Raw genomic sequence first — 15,188 nt, 5'->3', positions numbered from 1 at the left:
GAAAATTTCACTATGAAAGGTTGTGTACAATTGTATGTCAAACCATTAACATTCCCCGTTCATATCCAAAAAGCACTGGCTCTGGATCGGCGTATTGCTGACACACATCCGGAAAAACAATCCATCAATTCAGACGCCGCCAAGCTGTCCTCCGGTTACAAAGGTGAGGAGTCACTGATATTCCATTTGAATTTTCTCCCGGAAGATGACTTCCTGATATTTCATTACCTGCGAATCCCCGACGATAAAGGTCACTTTCAACTGGACTTTCTAATCCTATCCATTTATTTTTTCCTTATTATTGAAGTTAAAAATATTTATGATCACGTGAATTTTGATGAAATGGGTCAAGCATACAGGGAATTAAACGATGAAATTAAAAATTTCGGTAATCCCGTTTTTCAAGTGAATCTGCAGCATAGAAGATTGTTGAACTACCTCCGTGAAATGAACTACCCCACAGTCCCGATTGAAAAAATTGTTGTGTTCAGCAGCAACGACACTTACCTCAGGAATCTGTCCAACAATAAAATCATTTCCGATATTGTCATGCACCGAGATAAAGTTCTTCCTAAAATTGATTCATTTATTGAAAAAAATAAATTGAAATGTCTTTCTGATGATCATCTAATGAAGCTTTCCTATCACCTGTTGGAGGATCACCGTCCAGAGGAATATAACGAGATGGAAAAGAAAGGTATTACAACTGACGATTTGATAAAGGGTGTGTTTTGCCCGGGGTGCGGCAGTATTCCGATGATTTGGAAAAGTGGTAAATGGCTATGTGAGAACTGCGGATTAAGGTCGAAAACAGCTCATCGCCCTACCCTCTGCGATTATAGATTGTTAGTTGGAGAGTACATTAATAATAGGGAAGCCCGGGGTTTTTTGAAACTAGATTCAAATAGTATTACGAGAAAGAGTTTACAAGCAGAAGGATTAGATAAGGTTGGAGTTGGAAGCGGGATGCGGTATCGTCTGGACCTTGAAAAACTAACAGAATAGTGATTTTGGCTCAAGTTGTCACAGATTTGGCTCAAAATGTAGTGAAATCGGCTCAAGTTCACAAATATTTCGCCCAGGTTCACAGTTTTCCCGCTCAAGTTCAAAATTTCAGTCAGCAATTCGGTGGCTGGAAAAATTTCGATTCGCAATATTAAACCAAAGCACACCATTTTTATACTATAATAGAATGATAGAATTGATCGCAAAAGGAGTGAGGTGTAATGAAATTTTTTCATACGGCAGATTGGCATTTGGGAAAGCTGGTCCAGGGCGTGTATATGACAGAAGATCAGGAGTATGTGCTCAAGCAGTTCACCAAAGCCATTGAAGAGGAGCAGCCGGATGCGGTGATTATTGCCGGCGACTTGTATGACCGCGCGGTGCCGCCGACTGAGGCTGTGCACTTATTGGATAAGGTGCTGGAGACGATTGTGCTGAAACTTAAGACGCCGGTGCTGGCGGTGGCGGGGAACCACGATAGCCCAAGCCGGCTCAATTTCGGAAGCAGGATTATGGAGCAGAATGGGTTTCATATTGTTGGTAATTTCACGGACAACACGGAGCCGGTTATACTGAATGATGAACATGGCGAGGTGCATTTTCATCTTGTTCCGTATTGTGATCCGAGTGTGGTGCGCACGACATTTGAGGATGAGACAATTCGCAGCCATAATGACGCTGCGCAAAAAATCATTGAAAATATCAGCACGAACATGGATCCCGACGCCAGGCATGTGTATATTGGGCATGCTTTTGTCACGCCGTTTGGCGAAGAAGAGGAGAACACGAGTGAATCGGAGCGGCCGCTTTCTATCGGGGGAGCGGAGTATGTGGATGCCCGTCTATTTTCCCAATTCAACTATACGGCGCTTGGACATTTGCACCAGGCACATCATGTGCATGATGAGAGGGTGCGTTATTCGGGGTCGATTTTGAAGTATTCGGTGTCGGAAGCAAATCATAACAAGGGGTATCATGTTGTGGAGATGGATGCGGATGGGAATGTGACGGTTGAGAAGCGTTCGCTCACGCCGCTTAGGGATATCCGGCGGGTGGAGGATACACTGGAGAATCTGCTGACTCATCCGGTTAGTGATGATTATGTGTTTGTACGGCTGCTGGATGAGGCGCCGGTGCTTTCGCCGATGGAGCGGATACGGTCGGTGTATCCGAATGCGATGCATGTTGAGCGCGGGAACTATTTGGCTGCGCCGGATCAGCCTGAAAGCGATATTCGGACGAGCCGTACGGAGATGAGTGATCTGGAGCTGTTTAAGGCGTTTTATAAAGAAGTAAAAGGGCACGAGGCGTCAACGGATATGGAAGATATTTTCAAAGAGGTGCTCGATGAATTGTTAAAAGAAGAACGGGAAACCGTGAAAAACTAGATTCGGAGAGGGGGAATAACGTTGAGACCATTGAAATTAACGATGACGGCATTCGGGCCATATAAACGGACAGAAACGGTTGATTTTACGGAACTTGAAGCGAACAATCTGTTTGTCATTTCAGGGAATACAGGTGCCGGAAAAACGACGATTTTTGATGGGATTTGTTTTGCTTTATACGGCAGTGCAAGCGGAACAGACCGGGAAGATAACCGGATGCTGCGCAGTGATTTTGCGAATGATGATACACATACATCGATTGAGCTGGAATTTGAATTGCATGGCAGGCATTACCGGATCCTGCGCCAGCTTGGACATGTGAAAAAAGGGAATAAGTCCAAGACCGGGGAACGGTATGAGTTTTATGAAATAGTTGATGGAAAAGAAATCCCATGTGTCGACCGGCAGATGGTTTCCGAAATTGATAAAAAAGTTGAGGCGATCATCGGGCTGACGCAGGATCAGTTTAAGCAGATTGTTATGCTGCCACAGGGTGAGTTCCGGAAACTATTAACCTCGCAAACGGAAAATAAAGAAGCAATTTTGCGCAGGCTTTTCAAAACGGAAAGCTACAATCAGATAAGTCAGTTGCTGCGTGACCGGAAAAATCGGGTGGACCAGGATTTCAGGCAGGCACAGCAGTCGCGCGACCACTTTGTTCAGAGCATTCATACAGCACTGCCGGCACGCGAGGATGCGGAGCTTTTCCAGGTGCTAGCTGAAGACTATTATAATATCAACCAGATTGTTGCCGGGCTTGATGAGGAAGTCGAGCATTACACGCAGAAGGTAGCTGCCGATGAGCAGGCGTATCAGACTGCCTATCAGAAACATGACAAGAAACAGACGGAACTGCATCAGGCAAAAGCACTCAATGACCAGTTTGCTGATCTGGACAAAAAACAGTCCGAACTGACGGGGCTCGAGGAGCAGGTTCCGGCCTACAAGGAAAAAGAAAAGCAGCTGGAAAACGCCGAGCGGGCAAGCCAACTGGAAGTGTATGAGAAGCAGGTAACTGACTGGAAAAAGGATGAACAGGAAAAGACGGTTATTTTACAACAGGCGGACTCGGCGGCTAAAATAGCCGAAGAAAAGCGTGCGAAAGCCGAGACTGCTTATCAGCAGGAGGAGAACCGGAAAGACGAACGGGAAAACGCCGGTAAACAGCTTGAGCGGTTAAAAGGATTTCTGCAGCCTGTCAAAGAACTGGACGAGCGGAAAAATAACCTCGAGCAATTAGCGCAGCAAGGCAAAAAGGCAGCCGCAGATCTGGAAGCGGTAAAAACAGACCTGCAGAAAAAAACCGAAACAACTGAGGCAAACGAAAAAACAATCGCGGAGCTGGACGAAGCGGTAAGCACGCTGCCCGATAAACAAACGAAACGTACAAATATGCTTGAACAGTATAAAGTTGTCCAGGATTATTTGAACGATTATGCGAAACAATCAACGTATAAGCAGGATACGGAACAAAAAGAAAAGGTTTTTTTGACAGCTCAGAAAGCCTACACCGAAAAAGAAAATGCCTGGCTGAATAATCAGGCGGTGATTCTCGCCGGACATATTCATGATGGGGATGCATGTCCTGTCTGCGGGAGCACACACCACCCGCAAAAGGCAACTGCACAGGGCGAAATGGTGTCGCGTGAAGAGCTTGATTCCTTGAAACAGGAATTGAATGAAAAGAACCGGCTTTATCAGGAGGCCGCTGCTACTCTTAAATCGAATGTGGCTCAGGTTACGGAAAAGGAACAGGAGCTTGCCAACTACCAGATCGAACCCGGTAAAGCTGCTGAAGTAAAGGACCAGCTCATTCAGGAAGGAACGCAATTAAAGAATGATATCGAATCCCTTCAAAAACAGCGTGAGCAATTAAAGCAGCTGAAAGAAAATCAGGAAAAGGAAAAAGAAGCACAAAAGCAACTGGAAACAAAGAAAGAACAGCTGGACAAAACCTATCAGGAGCTTCAGTCTGATTACAAAGCATCCCACGCCGTATACACCGAACAACTGCGGAACATTCCGGAAGAAGTACGGACGCTTGCGGCATTGGAAAAAGAAATCAGTGAAACCGAGCAGCTTAAAACGAAGCTCGAGAAAGCATGGGAAGAAGCGCAGCAACAGCTTCAACAGGCGAAAGAAGCAGAAACGAAAGCTGCAGCTGACCTGGAGCACGCGAAGAAGCAGCTGGTCGAGACGAAAGACAAACGGGAAAAATCCGAAGAACAGTTCCGCGGATCCTTGTCTGAAGCAAATTTTGAAACAGAAGAGGCATACCACCAGGCCAAAATGCCAGCTCAGGAGCGGCAGGACTGGAAAGAAAAAATCCGCCAGTTTAACGAAAACCTGACCGTTAAAAAACAACAGGTGCATGATTTGTCTGAGACACTCAAGGATAAAGAGCGCACGGATCTGACCGCACTCGAAGAAGAACTGCAAACGTTGAAAGCAGCCTACGAACAGGCCTATCAAACGTTTAAGGAATCGGAAAAGTATCAGGACCAGGCGGCGACGATAAAGCAAAACATTCTGGAAGCGCACGAGCAGGTCGCCCAGCGTGAAAAAGAGCTGTCAACAATTACGGACCTGTATAATGTTCTCCGCGGGCAAAACGACCGAAAAATTTCGTTTGAACGCTATTTGCAGATTGAGTATCTGGAGCGGATTATTGACGCAGCGAACAGCCGGCTGAAGCGGCTTTCCAATGGTCAATTCCACTTAATGCGAAGTGACCGTCAGGAATCCCACGGACGGCAAAGCGGTCTGGCACTTGATGTCTATGATGCGTACACCGGCCAGACGCGCGACGTCAAAACACTGTCAGGCGGCGAAAAGTTTAACGCCTCCCTCTGCCTGGCGCTCGGAATGTCCGACGTCATTCAAAGTTTCCAGGGCAACATATCGATTAATACAATGTTCATCGATGAAGGCTTTGGCTCACTTGACGAAGAATCGCTGAACAAATCAATCGACACATTAATCGACCTGCAGCAATCAGGCCGGATGATCGGCGTTATTTCCCACGTACAGGAATTGAAGACGATGTTCCCGGCAAGACTTGATGTAAAGAAAACGAAAGAAGGCCACAGCCGGACTGAATTTGTTGTGAAGTAGAGTGGTTATAGAACCGCCTGTTGCGACCACAAAAGAGTGGAACGCAGCAGGCGGTTTTTTGTTTCCACTGTGCTACGTTCTTACCCAAAATTTTTTGTAACGTTCCTGCCACTTTTTCACACCCACAAACGAACGTAATAATGAAACCTCCTTTTAATATTATCGGTTCTCAGTCCGAAAAGGTGGCATAATTATAGACCTCATTTCCATAGCAATTTTGCCGTGCCGAACATATTAATGCGCCCGCACATCCAGCTTTCACAAAATTTACGGTTTCCCAAATATAGATTAAGGGTAGGGAAAGGGGAAGTTCCCCTCTTTAAGTCAGAATTCCTACTAATTATAGGGATTTTTTACATGCTTTTACCAAATTTATGAAATAAAACGGTAATAAAGTAATGGAGACTTACGAAGGTTATTTTGGAGTCTAATGTAAAGGAGATAAGCACGTAGCAATTATTATGGAAAAATTAACTGACAAACAACTTCTAGAAGCTTACTATCAGGCAAAAGAACTAAAACTCAATAATAGTTTCATTCGATTGATTGAGAATGAAATATACAGACGCTCCATCATCATAGACAAAGACAAAAAATAAATTTTCCAAAATCGGACCCCCACAATTATTTTCACTAAAATTGAAATCCCTTACATTTCAAACTTTTCATACAACATTTGATCCATTGCGTTTATAATTGATTTATAGAACGATTATTTAAAGGGGGAGACAGAGATGCCATTATTTAACTTATATCGATCAGGTATTCTTGATGCAACAGTTGACTTTGGCCCGAACGGCGTGTATTACCGAGAGCGGAACCTGACTAACAATGAATGGGAAAAATCCATATTATTAACCGAAGAGAAAGCTCAAGAACTGGAAAACTATTACCATATCAATCCAATCACGATAAACGAGCGGTTCGATGAATATCAGGAAGTCTTCCAAACCAATAGTAAAAAAATCAAAACATCATGGGACGCAATCTACCACAAGCACGAAACCGAAGCACATCTGTGGGTCGAACGCGAAAAGAAATTTCCGCTTGATGTCGTCATCATAGACGGTGAACCTGCCGCATTCATCAGCACATCCCGGGAAAACTGCAGCGTTCTTGTAAAAGACGGTTTGGAAAAATATACGGCTGTCCATATGTGGCAGCAGGGAAACGTATCTCCTGCCAAGCACAGTGTAAAACACCACGGACACTTCATGATCCCAATGCGTGATGGAATAAAGCTGGCGACCGACGTCTGGCTGCCGACCGAGCACGAAGACCCTGTACCAGTCATTTTTGTCCGGACACCATACGGCAGAATGGCACTTGAAAAAGCATATGTCCATTTTATCCAGCGCGGCTATGGTGTTGTCATCCAGGATACACGCGGCAGACAGGATTCAGAAGGTGACTGGATGCCAAATAGTACCGAAGTAGAGGATGGCGACGACAGTCTGAACTGGATTGCCGGGCAAACCTGGTGCGACGGAAATATCGGTATGATCGGTGCATCGTATGGAGGCTTTGTCCAATGGGCAGCTGCCGCAAGCGGAAACCCGCACCTGAAAGCACTTATCAGCATCGTTACAGCGGGCAGTCCGTTCATTGATATACCACGAAAAGGGGGCGCGTTTGTTTCCGGTATGCTGGCATGGACATTTGCGATGGTGGAGAAGGAATTCAAACCGGAAAACATGCAGCGGGACGATTGGGATGAGGTTTTGAAAACCAGACCAATCAAAGATATCCCGAAAAAAGCACTCGGCATGGATGTGCCGTTTTGGAATGCATGGATGAACCATCCGGTAAATGATGAATTCTGGGAGAAGGCTAGCTGGTCCCGGCAAAAAAATAACATCAGGACGCCTGCGATGATTATGTCCGGTTGGTATGACGACAATGGCATGGGCACGACGGAAGCGCTGGATGCAGCGAAAAAATTCGCCGCAGAGGACAAGAAAATTATTCTCGGGCCGTGGATGCACAATGCCAATACAACCCGTGACATGCATGGCGTTCACTTTGGCAACAACGCACTCCGCTATGATTTGGATTATCAATTCCAGCTATGGTTTGACCGGAAATTGAAGGGAATTGACAACGGAATGGATGCTAGTCCAGTTGCAGAATATTATGATGCCGGAACAAACGAATGGAAACATGCTGAAACATGGCCGCCGGAAAATGTGGAATGGACAAAACTTTATCTGAATAGTTGCGGAAATGCCGTATCTTCAGAAGGCAATGGTGTGCTGCAGCGAGACAGGGTGAAAGGTTCGTTGTCTCATTCAGCCGAAAATGACATATATACTTTTGATCCCGAACATCCGGCACCGCATTTAATCGACATGTCCGAAAATGAAATCGGCGTCCCGGCTGATTATCAGAATGTTGAAAAACGAAATGATGTCCTTGTTTATACATCCGAACCATTGAACGAGCCCATCACCATCGCCGGTGATATCCAGGTGAAATTCTCCGCGTCAAGTTCAGCAAAGGATACCGACTGGATTGTCAGAGTAACTGATGTTGCTCCGGACGGCCGATCAATCAAGCTCGCCGATGGAGTATTACGAGCACGTTTTCGTCACGGGTATGATAAAGAGATATTACTGGAACCCGGCAAAATCGAGAAATACGAAATCCGCACATCAAAAATTGCTAACACTTTCAAAAGAGGGCATCGCATCCGTTTGACAATAACGTCCAGTGCCGATAACTTTATATTCCCGAATTCAAATACGGGAAATGATCCGGCAACCGATACGGAAACGGTAATAGCGGAGCAGCGCGTATTCCATTCATTAGAGCACGTGTCATATATGGAGTTGCCTATTATTAAATAGTTGAAAGGCTAAGAAGCATAATCAAGCAGATTAATCGGAGGTCAGTAATGAAAAAAATAGCGATTATCGGTTCCGGCGGTTCTGGAAAATCAACTTTTGCAAGGCAGCTGGGTGAAAGATTGCAAATCAAGGTCCATCATCTCGACGCACTATTTTGGAAGCCCGGTTGGATTGGCGTACCGAAACAAGAACAAAAACAAATGCAACATGATTTGGTTAAAAGGGATAAATGGATTATTGATGGGAATTATGGCGGGACGATGGATATACGCCTGAATGCTGCCGATACGATTATTTTGCTCGACCTGCCGCGCTTGGTTTGCGTATATCGCATTATTAAACGCTTTGTTCAATACAGGAACAAATCCCGTCCGGATATGGGAACGGGCTGTGAAGAAAGAATTTCCCTGGAGTTCCTGAAATGGGTCTGGCAGTATCCGAAAGCAAAAAAGCCTGAGATCATGCAGAAATTGGAGAACTTTCCTGCTGAAAAAGACGTTATCATCTTAAAGTCACCGCATAAGATAAATCAGTTCCTGCAAAAAAATCAACATCCCGCATATCGTGTACATACATAGTAACCCTCACGTCAGGTCAAACTACGGTGTGGAGGTGTCTGAAATGGCTAAAGACAAAAAAAGACAGAATCGCGTCAGTGACGAACAAGCGGTTAGAAAAAATCTCACCAGACAGTATGACCATGAATTTGCCAATGAACCGTTAAGTGCAGCGGAGAAGGCGAATAATAAGAAGACGAAGAAGCGTCAATAGGGAAGAAGGGGAGTGGTTTCCTGACACTCCCCGGTAAATCATTTTGTTCTGCGTTTTTTCTCCTTAACCTGTTCAATCCATTCATCGATTTGTTCTCTGGTCCAGCCGGCTTTATCGCCAATCATTACTGTTGGTTCAGGAAGTTTATCTCTGCTTTTGTATACAGATAACTGTCTTGTGCTGTAATCGATTCCTTTTTCTCTGGCAAAATCAGCAATCTCTTTCAGTCCATAATATTGCTCCGGTTTTTTTAGAGTCATTAAATCACCTTTTAAGTTTAGCTTTTGTTTAATCTTGTTTTGTAAATAATCACGAATGTTGTCAAGCTTATTAGCAATGAAGCGATTGAAATAATGAAAGCCGCGGTTTGCATCAGATCAACTCCTTGACAAATTTGGAATGGTAAGGGTATGATAAGCGTATAATAGTGGTGAGGAAAGGGGAGTTAATCTCCTTTCGACCTCAGTTGTTTGTTGAATCCTTCTCCGGTTGCGACGGAGTAGGATTCTTTTCTTTACGGCTAAAAAGTTCCCGGCACGCTGTTACTAAAGATGTAACAAAACCAATCATGGCTGTGGTGAGACTTATAATAGCCGTTAGGAGCAATAACCATTCCACTATTATTCACCCCCTTTCAAAGGAGGTAGGGTAATATCATACCCTTAATTAATAAGTTACACTAAATAGTTGAATTTGTCAACGAACACATGATCTTTTAATTTGACAATTTAGAAAAATAATGATGTATAATATGCTTACAGAAGCATTAGACAACATTTTCATTATTTTTATCTCTTCCTGTAGAGGGTCAGGGAGATATCATACCCTTATTAAAAATAGTGGAAGCGGAAAGGGGAGTTAATCCCCTTCTGACCTCGTTAGGTGTCTTTTGAATCCTTCTCCGTTCTGACCGGAATAGGATTCTTTTCTTTTCGGCTAAAAAGTTCCCGGCACTATAACACAGCACATAATACCCCCAGTCCATGACAAACTATACATAAGAATGCCACTCCCAATAAAAGGATGAATCCGCATGAACGTCAGAATCGAATTTACATACAAAACCCAAAAAGGAACGGAAACGGTATTTTATTCAGAAGAGATGCCGGCCAAAAAAGCGCTGCTATTGGCTGAGGATCTGGAGAAAACCGGCCGCATGAAAAATATCCTGTTCATCGACAGGTATGAGTACCGATGGAATTTGAAAGAGTTGAAAAAACAGCTGGAAGAGATCCGGACAGAGCCGCATAATGTGACGGTTTACTTTGATGGCGGATTTGATTTACAAACGAAAAAGTCCGGGCTGGGCTGTGCAATCTATTACGAGCAGAATGACAAATCTTATCGGATCCGCAAAAATGCAATGATTGATGAACTGCAGTCGAACAATGAAACGGAATATGCAGCACTTCACCTGGCACTGCAGGAAGTGGAGCAGCTGGGTGTTCATCATATGCCGGTTACGTTTACGGGTGATTCGCAGGTTGTCGTCAATCAGCTTAAAGGTGAATGGCCATGTTATGAAGCGGAATTATCCAGATTGGCTGACCGAATTGAAGAACATCTCGAGCGAATAGGTATTGACCCGGAATATGAACTTATCCCACGGAAGCAGAATAGGGAAGCGGATCATTTGGCATCACAGGCATTGAAGGGTGTTGAAGTGGAGAGTGTTGTGGAGCGGGTATAGAATTCCGCATCGATTTCCGGCACCATATTGCGGAGATTTAACGAACTGAGATTGGCCGGATGCTGGCAAAATAAAATGAATGGCTGCTTTTCGCCAAAGTTCACAGGGAATTCGCCAAAGTTCACAGGCAAAACCCCAAAGTTCACAATTGGGTTGCTCGAAGTTCACAATTAAAATGCCAAAGTTCACAACTTCGAGAGCGCAACATCGAGCCAGCCCTGATCGCATAATGAGACAAGGAACCTGTCCCAGTGGCTCAGGGCGGTTGTAAGGCTTCGCGCTAACTGATCTTAACGCTATTATAAAAAGTAGCGTTTTTTTGCGTTGATAAGCATATACATTATTTTGTATAAGATATCATTTACAATAATTGTTGTGGGAAAATTCCATCTTTATTATTGAATCATACATAAATTTCCAATATACTAGGTATAAAGTCATGGTCGGAGGTGATGTTCATGACGTATATAAAGCGTGATAATGTATCCATCCATTACCGGAAAATTGCGTCAGAAAACCCGTCAGCAACAGATACACTGATTCTCATTCACGGATTGGGACCAGACATGCGCAGCTGGGAGTTTGCCATGCCGTATATTTTGCAGAATTATCATGTACTCATGTACGATCTTCGCGGCCATGGAAAAAGTGATGCTGGTGAGGAAACGAGGAATCTTTCCATGTTAACAGAGGATTTACGTTTTCTTATACAAGAACTGGCTATCAATAATTATCATATTATTGCACAGGGTTTCTCAGGGTTTATTGGCGTACAGTACGCAACAGAGGATCATGATGGGAATATGAAAACATTAACATTGATGACATCCCCGGTGTATTATCCGAAGCAGCTTGGCAATGAGATAATTGGCGAGCGAAGAAAATGGGTCCAGGAAGAAGGGTCGCTTTATTCACTTGCCAAAATGATTATTACACAAAATTGTTATCCGCTCACTGAAGAAAAAGCTTCTATATTATTTCAGGCATACGACAAAGTTTCCCCCACATTATACTTTGAGTTATTTCGTAATCATTTTGAAGGAAATGCCGCACAGCAACTTGGCAGCATAAAGGTGCCAACCCTGCTTCTGTCAGGCGGTGAAGATGATATTTATCCACCGGAGCTTTTTGGAGCAAGTCTGCATTTATACCAAAACGCCAGACATTATATTATTCCTAATGCTTCCTTCATGATGCAGATGGACCAGCCGAAACTGACGGTGGAGTGGATTCATCAATTCATCGAAAATAGCACCGCACCCCATGAAAATACACAAAACACCTATCGAAAAAAACTTACCACCCAATTATATACCGAAATGCATGAATTAACGGCAAAGGATTCCACTTTCAAACTTAACGTTGATATTCTCAATGGGTTTGCCGTTTACCTGAATGGCAAGCGGATTCACGGTTTGTGGGGAAAAAGAAAAGCAAAGCAGCTGCTCGTTTATCTAGCTTACCAGCAGTCAGCAACACGGGACGAATTATGTGATACGTTCTGGCCGGATGTGGATCTGAAGAGTGCCAAAAATAGTCTGCGCGTATCATTGCATCACCTGAAAAAAACGCTGGAGCTTAACGGCAAATCACCCGTTCTTACCAGTGATAAGGAACATGTGTTTTTACTTGGCAATGTCCAGTCTGATTTACGGAACTATACAGAAAAAATAGGGCTGGCCCACCAACAGGTGAACGATGATGCACGTGCTGCAACATATAAGCTGTTACTTGGAAAAGTATCTGATAATCCGCTGCCTGGGCTGTATGAAGATTGGTTTATAAACCTTCGCAACCAACTGGAAAAAGAACTGGGCACGATGGCTCTTTACCTGGCAGAATACTATGAAAAACGTAAAAATCACAGGGAATGCAGCTATTATATGAAACTTGCACTTCATTATTATCATTATGACGTACACCTGCAAAATCGGCTTGAAAAATTGGAACAGAGCTTTTAAGAAATTATTTTAAAGGCAGTAATAGTAATGAGATGGTAATGCTTGTTTTGCTAGAGTATTTTATAAAATGGTTCTCAATTGATTTTTTCCACAAAAAAACCAGTCAAAAAAACACTCTTAGAAAGACGTGGGCGGGAGATTAAACGATCTGAGGTACACACCGTACCAAAAGGAGGAGTTTATGAAAGAAAAACGAATCGGCAAACTTGATGAAGAATGGATACTCCTGATTAAAACAGCAAAGGAATTCGGACTGAGCGTTGAAGAGGTAAGAAAATTTCTGCAGGGAGATATCCGAATGGAACAGTTGAGAAGAGAAAAAGAAATGCTGAATAGATGATCGTTTGGAAATCGTATTCAAGAAGGAGTACGGTTTTATTTTTGCATTTAATGCGATTATGGTAAATTAAAACGTAGAGTTGCAATTCTTTGGTTGGGAGCTTTTAAAATGATAAAGAACGGGAAACGAATATTATTAATTGTTATAATTCTCCTCATTGCTGGGCTGTTTGATATCAAATATAGAGGGTTGTTCTTTCGGCTGTTGCCAGACTCCATTCAAGCATATTTAGCTAAAAAAATTCCATATAATGAGTAACATCTTTCTCTGCAAAGGTGTTTTTTTATATCCCAAAATACCAAACGTATGTCCTGAGCGAAAAGATGTATATCTCTTTTGTTAAAGTTAAATGTATAAATAGAACTGAGTCAGGGGGAACTAAAATGATACCGATGAAGAACGAAATGTACTATCTGGATCTAACCGAAATGATTCCAGAGCTGGACGTTGAGGTGGTGACAAACACTCCATTTCCGGATGGTGCAGTGGAACGGCTGTATGGTGTGGATAATCATAGAATTGATTATAACCTGATAAACATACTCGGACTTGGTGTTGTCAAAATCAAACATTCCGATGACTGGTATATCTATGATGCAATGAGTGAAAATTTTTTGAGCGAATTTATTAAATTCCGCATATATTACCAACTGTCACACCCTGAATTTGATGATAAGGAACTGGAGCGGTGGATATTCAGCGATGTAACAGGGATAAATTATGTGCTGAGATTAATCGGGTCACACGGTACATGGATTATTTCCAGGTTGAAGGAGATTTTTAATGGTAAGAAGGGGAGAGTGGTAGTGTTTCCCGTCCAATAATAAATCAGTTAAGCTTTACATTTCCAATTAATCATGTAAAATAGAAAATAACTTAATAGTGTTATCAAGAGTGAACGAGAGTACTGGCTCGACGACTTCACAGCAACCTGCCTGGCGGTAAGGTGCTTCAACCAGCAAAGCATTGCTTTGAATGATGACAAACGGCCGTAGCTCTTTGTTGCATTTTTGCAATGAAGGGCTATTTTTGTTATCCATTTGTTTTTAGTAAGGAAATTAAAATGAAGGGGATGTCTAATGATGAACAGCAGTGGATGGATAAGGGGATATATGTCCAAAAATTATAGTGGAGAAGCGTATTTAATTCATGTTGGAACTTGTATTGAAAATCAATTAAAGGAATGGGACAACAACTATGAAGTAAATATTAAGAAGTTTGCTGACTATGAATTTGTTGTTAAGAAAGGGGTCAGATACTATGAAATGAGTATTTCCGAGGAAGAAGTTGAGGCGTTAAAGAATAAAGGCCCATATGCGCTGGACCGAAAAATTTGGTCAGCACTTAACGAGCGGGGACTGCCAATACTACAGGGATATGGGAATTATATAGAGAGGGTTTTGTAAAACAATCTCCGTTATAGGAAAACTATAACGGAGATTTTTTAAGTACTGAGTGATAGGCACTCTTTTAACCCTATTCAGCATCTCCGCCCTGTAAACGCCTGAACCCTTCCTGTTGAAGATAGTCTGCTGCGCCATTATAAGTTGGGTAGGTTGCGTCAAGCATCTCTCCTGCATAAATATTCCATAAGTCAAAATCATGAACCAGTTTGAGCGTTTCGTTTTCCGCGTTTATCCACGTTTCCTCCAAAGGCCCTGATTCAGATAGAGAATCAATAGATTGTTGAATCACCCTACGAAGCTCCTGCTCCGTAAAGTCACGGATGTTCACCATCCCTTTTGAATCAGTTTCATAGTTATCATCTATCTGTTCAGCATATACAAATCCGTTCCCGTTTGGATGCAGGCGATATACCACGATTTTCTTATCCATGACACTCTCTTCAAAATGAAAATTCACACGGCCAAGGGATATGTCCCTTCGCTGCAGTTCAGGAAATGATTCAATAATAGCCAGTTTTTCGTCAAATGTAAGCATGTTACCTCCAAAAAATAGTATTTAAAATGCATTCCATATTGTACCACCTGATTCTTGAAAAATACGAGGAATCCGGTTCTAACCTGGATTGTAAATACACCAAGCAGGAATTGCTGGGGGATTGTTGATTCG

Annotated in this window: 14 protein-coding genes and 1 riboswitch; of the genes, 12 read left to right on the top strand and 2 right to left on the bottom strand. The window is 43.0% G+C overall.

What is annotated here, in order from left to right; genetic code table 11:
• The first annotated feature begins 30 nt into the window (after positions 1-30).
• The 7 genes from G6R02_RS11640 to sspO all read left to right on the top strand — a co-directional run bounded on the left by G6R02_RS11640 (position 31) and on the right by sspO (position 9,124).
• Positions 31-1,005 (top strand): nuclease-related domain-containing protein, encoded by a 975-nt coding sequence (locus G6R02_RS11640; protein ID WP_164669415.1) that lies wholly within the window; start codon positions 31-33, stop codon positions 1,003-1,005.
• A gap of 221 nt (positions 1,006-1,226) precedes the next feature.
• Positions 1,227-2,393, top strand: a complete 1,167-nt coding sequence (locus G6R02_RS11635) for an exonuclease SbcCD subunit D (RefSeq protein WP_164669414.1) — start codon at positions 1,227-1,229, stop codon at positions 2,391-2,393.
• 21 nt (positions 2,394-2,414) lie between these two features.
• Positions 2,415-5,507, top strand: a complete 3,093-nt coding sequence (locus G6R02_RS11630) for an SbcC/MukB-like Walker B domain-containing protein (RefSeq protein WP_164669413.1) — start codon at positions 2,415-2,417, stop codon at positions 5,505-5,507.
• 461 nt (positions 5,508-5,968) lie between these two features.
• Complete coding sequence (gene sda, locus G6R02_RS11625; protein WP_164669412.1) at positions 5,969-6,106, top strand: sporulation histidine kinase inhibitor Sda; 138 nt, start codon at positions 5,969-5,971, stop codon at positions 6,104-6,106.
• A 135-nt stretch (positions 6,107-6,241) separates the two neighbouring features.
• Positions 6,242-8,353: a CocE/NonD family hydrolase gene (locus G6R02_RS11620; protein WP_164669411.1), complete on the top strand. Its 2,112-nt coding sequence runs from the start codon at positions 6,242-6,244 to the stop codon at positions 8,351-8,353.
• 47 nt (positions 8,354-8,400) lie between these two features.
• Positions 8,401-8,931, top strand: a complete 531-nt coding sequence (locus tag G6R02_RS11615) for a DNA topology modulation protein (protein ID WP_164669410.1) — start codon at positions 8,401-8,403, stop codon at positions 8,929-8,931.
• 43 nt (positions 8,932-8,974) lie between these two features.
• Positions 8,975-9,124: a small acid-soluble spore protein O gene (gene sspO / locus G6R02_RS11610; protein WP_164669409.1), complete on the top strand. Its 150-nt coding sequence runs from the start codon at positions 8,975-8,977 to the stop codon at positions 9,122-9,124.
• Between the two features lie 38 nt (positions 9,125-9,162).
• On the opposite strand, the gene G6R02_RS11605 is transcribed toward sspO, so the two are convergent.
• The gene (locus G6R02_RS11605; RefSeq protein WP_164669408.1) at positions 9,163-9,384 is read right to left on the bottom strand and encodes a hypothetical protein; all 222 of its coding nucleotides are present in this window, start codon (positions 9,382-9,384) and stop codon (positions 9,163-9,165) included.
• 773 nt (positions 9,385-10,157) lie between these two features.
• On the opposite strand from G6R02_RS11605, the gene G6R02_RS11600 reads away from it, so the two are divergent.
• From G6R02_RS11600 to G6R02_RS11580, 5 genes are all read left to right on the top strand, one after another.
• Positions 10,158-10,814 (top strand): reverse transcriptase-like protein, encoded by a 657-nt coding sequence (locus G6R02_RS11600; RefSeq protein WP_164669407.1) that lies wholly within the window; start codon positions 10,158-10,160, stop codon positions 10,812-10,814.
• Between the two features lie 458 nt (positions 10,815-11,272).
• The gene (locus G6R02_RS11595) at positions 11,273-12,775 is read left to right on the top strand and encodes an alpha/beta hydrolase (protein ID WP_164669406.1); all 1,503 of its coding nucleotides are present in this window, start codon (positions 11,273-11,275) and stop codon (positions 12,773-12,775) included.
• 181 nt (positions 12,776-12,956) lie between these two features.
• Complete coding sequence (locus G6R02_RS11590) at positions 12,957-13,115, top strand: anti-repressor SinI family protein (protein WP_164669405.1); 159 nt, start codon at positions 12,957-12,959, stop codon at positions 13,113-13,115.
• 383 nt (positions 13,116-13,498) lie between these two features.
• A complete protein-coding gene (locus G6R02_RS11585; protein WP_164669404.1) occupies positions 13,499-13,939 on the top strand; it encodes a hypothetical protein in 441 nt (146 codons plus the stop codon).
• A gap of 58 nt (positions 13,940-13,997) precedes the next feature.
• A riboswitch (SAM riboswitch) is annotated at positions 13,998-14,100 on the top strand.
• Positions 14,101-14,194: 94 nt separating this feature from the next.
• The gene (locus tag G6R02_RS11580; RefSeq protein WP_164669403.1) at positions 14,195-14,521 is read left to right on the top strand and encodes a hypothetical protein; all 327 of its coding nucleotides are present in this window, start codon (positions 14,195-14,197) and stop codon (positions 14,519-14,521) included.
• A gap of 70 nt (positions 14,522-14,591) precedes the next feature.
• On the opposite strand, the gene G6R02_RS11575 is transcribed toward G6R02_RS11580, so the two are convergent.
• Positions 14,592-15,056 (bottom strand): hypothetical protein, encoded by a 465-nt coding sequence (locus G6R02_RS11575; RefSeq protein ID WP_164669402.1) that lies wholly within the window; start codon positions 15,054-15,056, stop codon positions 14,592-14,594.
• Positions 15,057-15,188: the final 132 nt, after the last annotated feature.

The organism is Virgibacillus doumboii, assembly GCF_902806455.1.
GTDB classification, from domain to species: domain Bacteria; phylum Bacillota; class Bacilli; order Bacillales; family Amphibacillaceae; genus Lentibacillus; species Lentibacillus doumboii.
This window is presented reverse-complemented; position numbering and strand designations above follow the sequence as displayed.

What these genes read in the sequence shown, in the direction of transcription:
- G6R02_RS11605 (WP_164669408.1), bottom strand. Translation starts at nt 9,384, where the DNA reads ATGACTCTAAAAAAACCGGAGCAATATTATGGACTGAAAGAGATTGCT.
- G6R02_RS11600 (WP_164669407.1), top strand. Translation starts at nt 10,158, where the DNA reads ATGAACGTCAGAATCGAATTTACATACAAAACCCAAAAAGGAACGGAA.
- G6R02_RS11585 (WP_164669404.1), top strand. Translation starts at nt 13,499, where the DNA reads ATGATACCGATGAAGAACGAAATGTACTATCTGGATCTAACCGAAATG.
- G6R02_RS11590 (WP_164669405.1), top strand. Translation starts at nt 12,957, where the DNA reads ATGAAAGAAAAACGAATCGGCAAACTTGATGAAGAATGGATACTCCTG.
- G6R02_RS11595 (WP_164669406.1), top strand. Translation starts at nt 11,273, where the DNA reads ATGACGTATATAAAGCGTGATAATGTATCCATCCATTACCGGAAAATT.
- G6R02_RS11580 (WP_164669403.1), top strand. Translation starts at nt 14,195, where the DNA reads ATGATGAACAGCAGTGGATGGATAAGGGGATATATGTCCAAAAATTAT.
- sspO (WP_164669409.1), top strand. Translation starts at nt 8,975, where the DNA reads ATGGCTAAAGACAAAAAAAGACAGAATCGCGTCAGTGACGAACAAGCG.
- G6R02_RS11575 (WP_164669402.1), bottom strand. Translation starts at nt 15,056, where the DNA reads ATGCTTACATTTGACGAAAAACTGGCTATTATTGAATCATTTCCTGAA.
- G6R02_RS11615 (WP_164669410.1), top strand. Translation starts at nt 8,401, where the DNA reads ATGAAAAAAATAGCGATTATCGGTTCCGGCGGTTCTGGAAAATCAACT.
- G6R02_RS11635 (WP_164669414.1), top strand. Translation starts at nt 1,227, where the DNA reads ATGAAATTTTTTCATACGGCAGATTGGCATTTGGGAAAGCTGGTCCAG.
- G6R02_RS11620 (WP_164669411.1), top strand. Translation starts at nt 6,242, where the DNA reads ATGCCATTATTTAACTTATATCGATCAGGTATTCTTGATGCAACAGTT.
- sda (WP_164669412.1), top strand. Translation starts at nt 5,969, where the DNA reads ATGGAAAAATTAACTGACAAACAACTTCTAGAAGCTTACTATCAGGCA.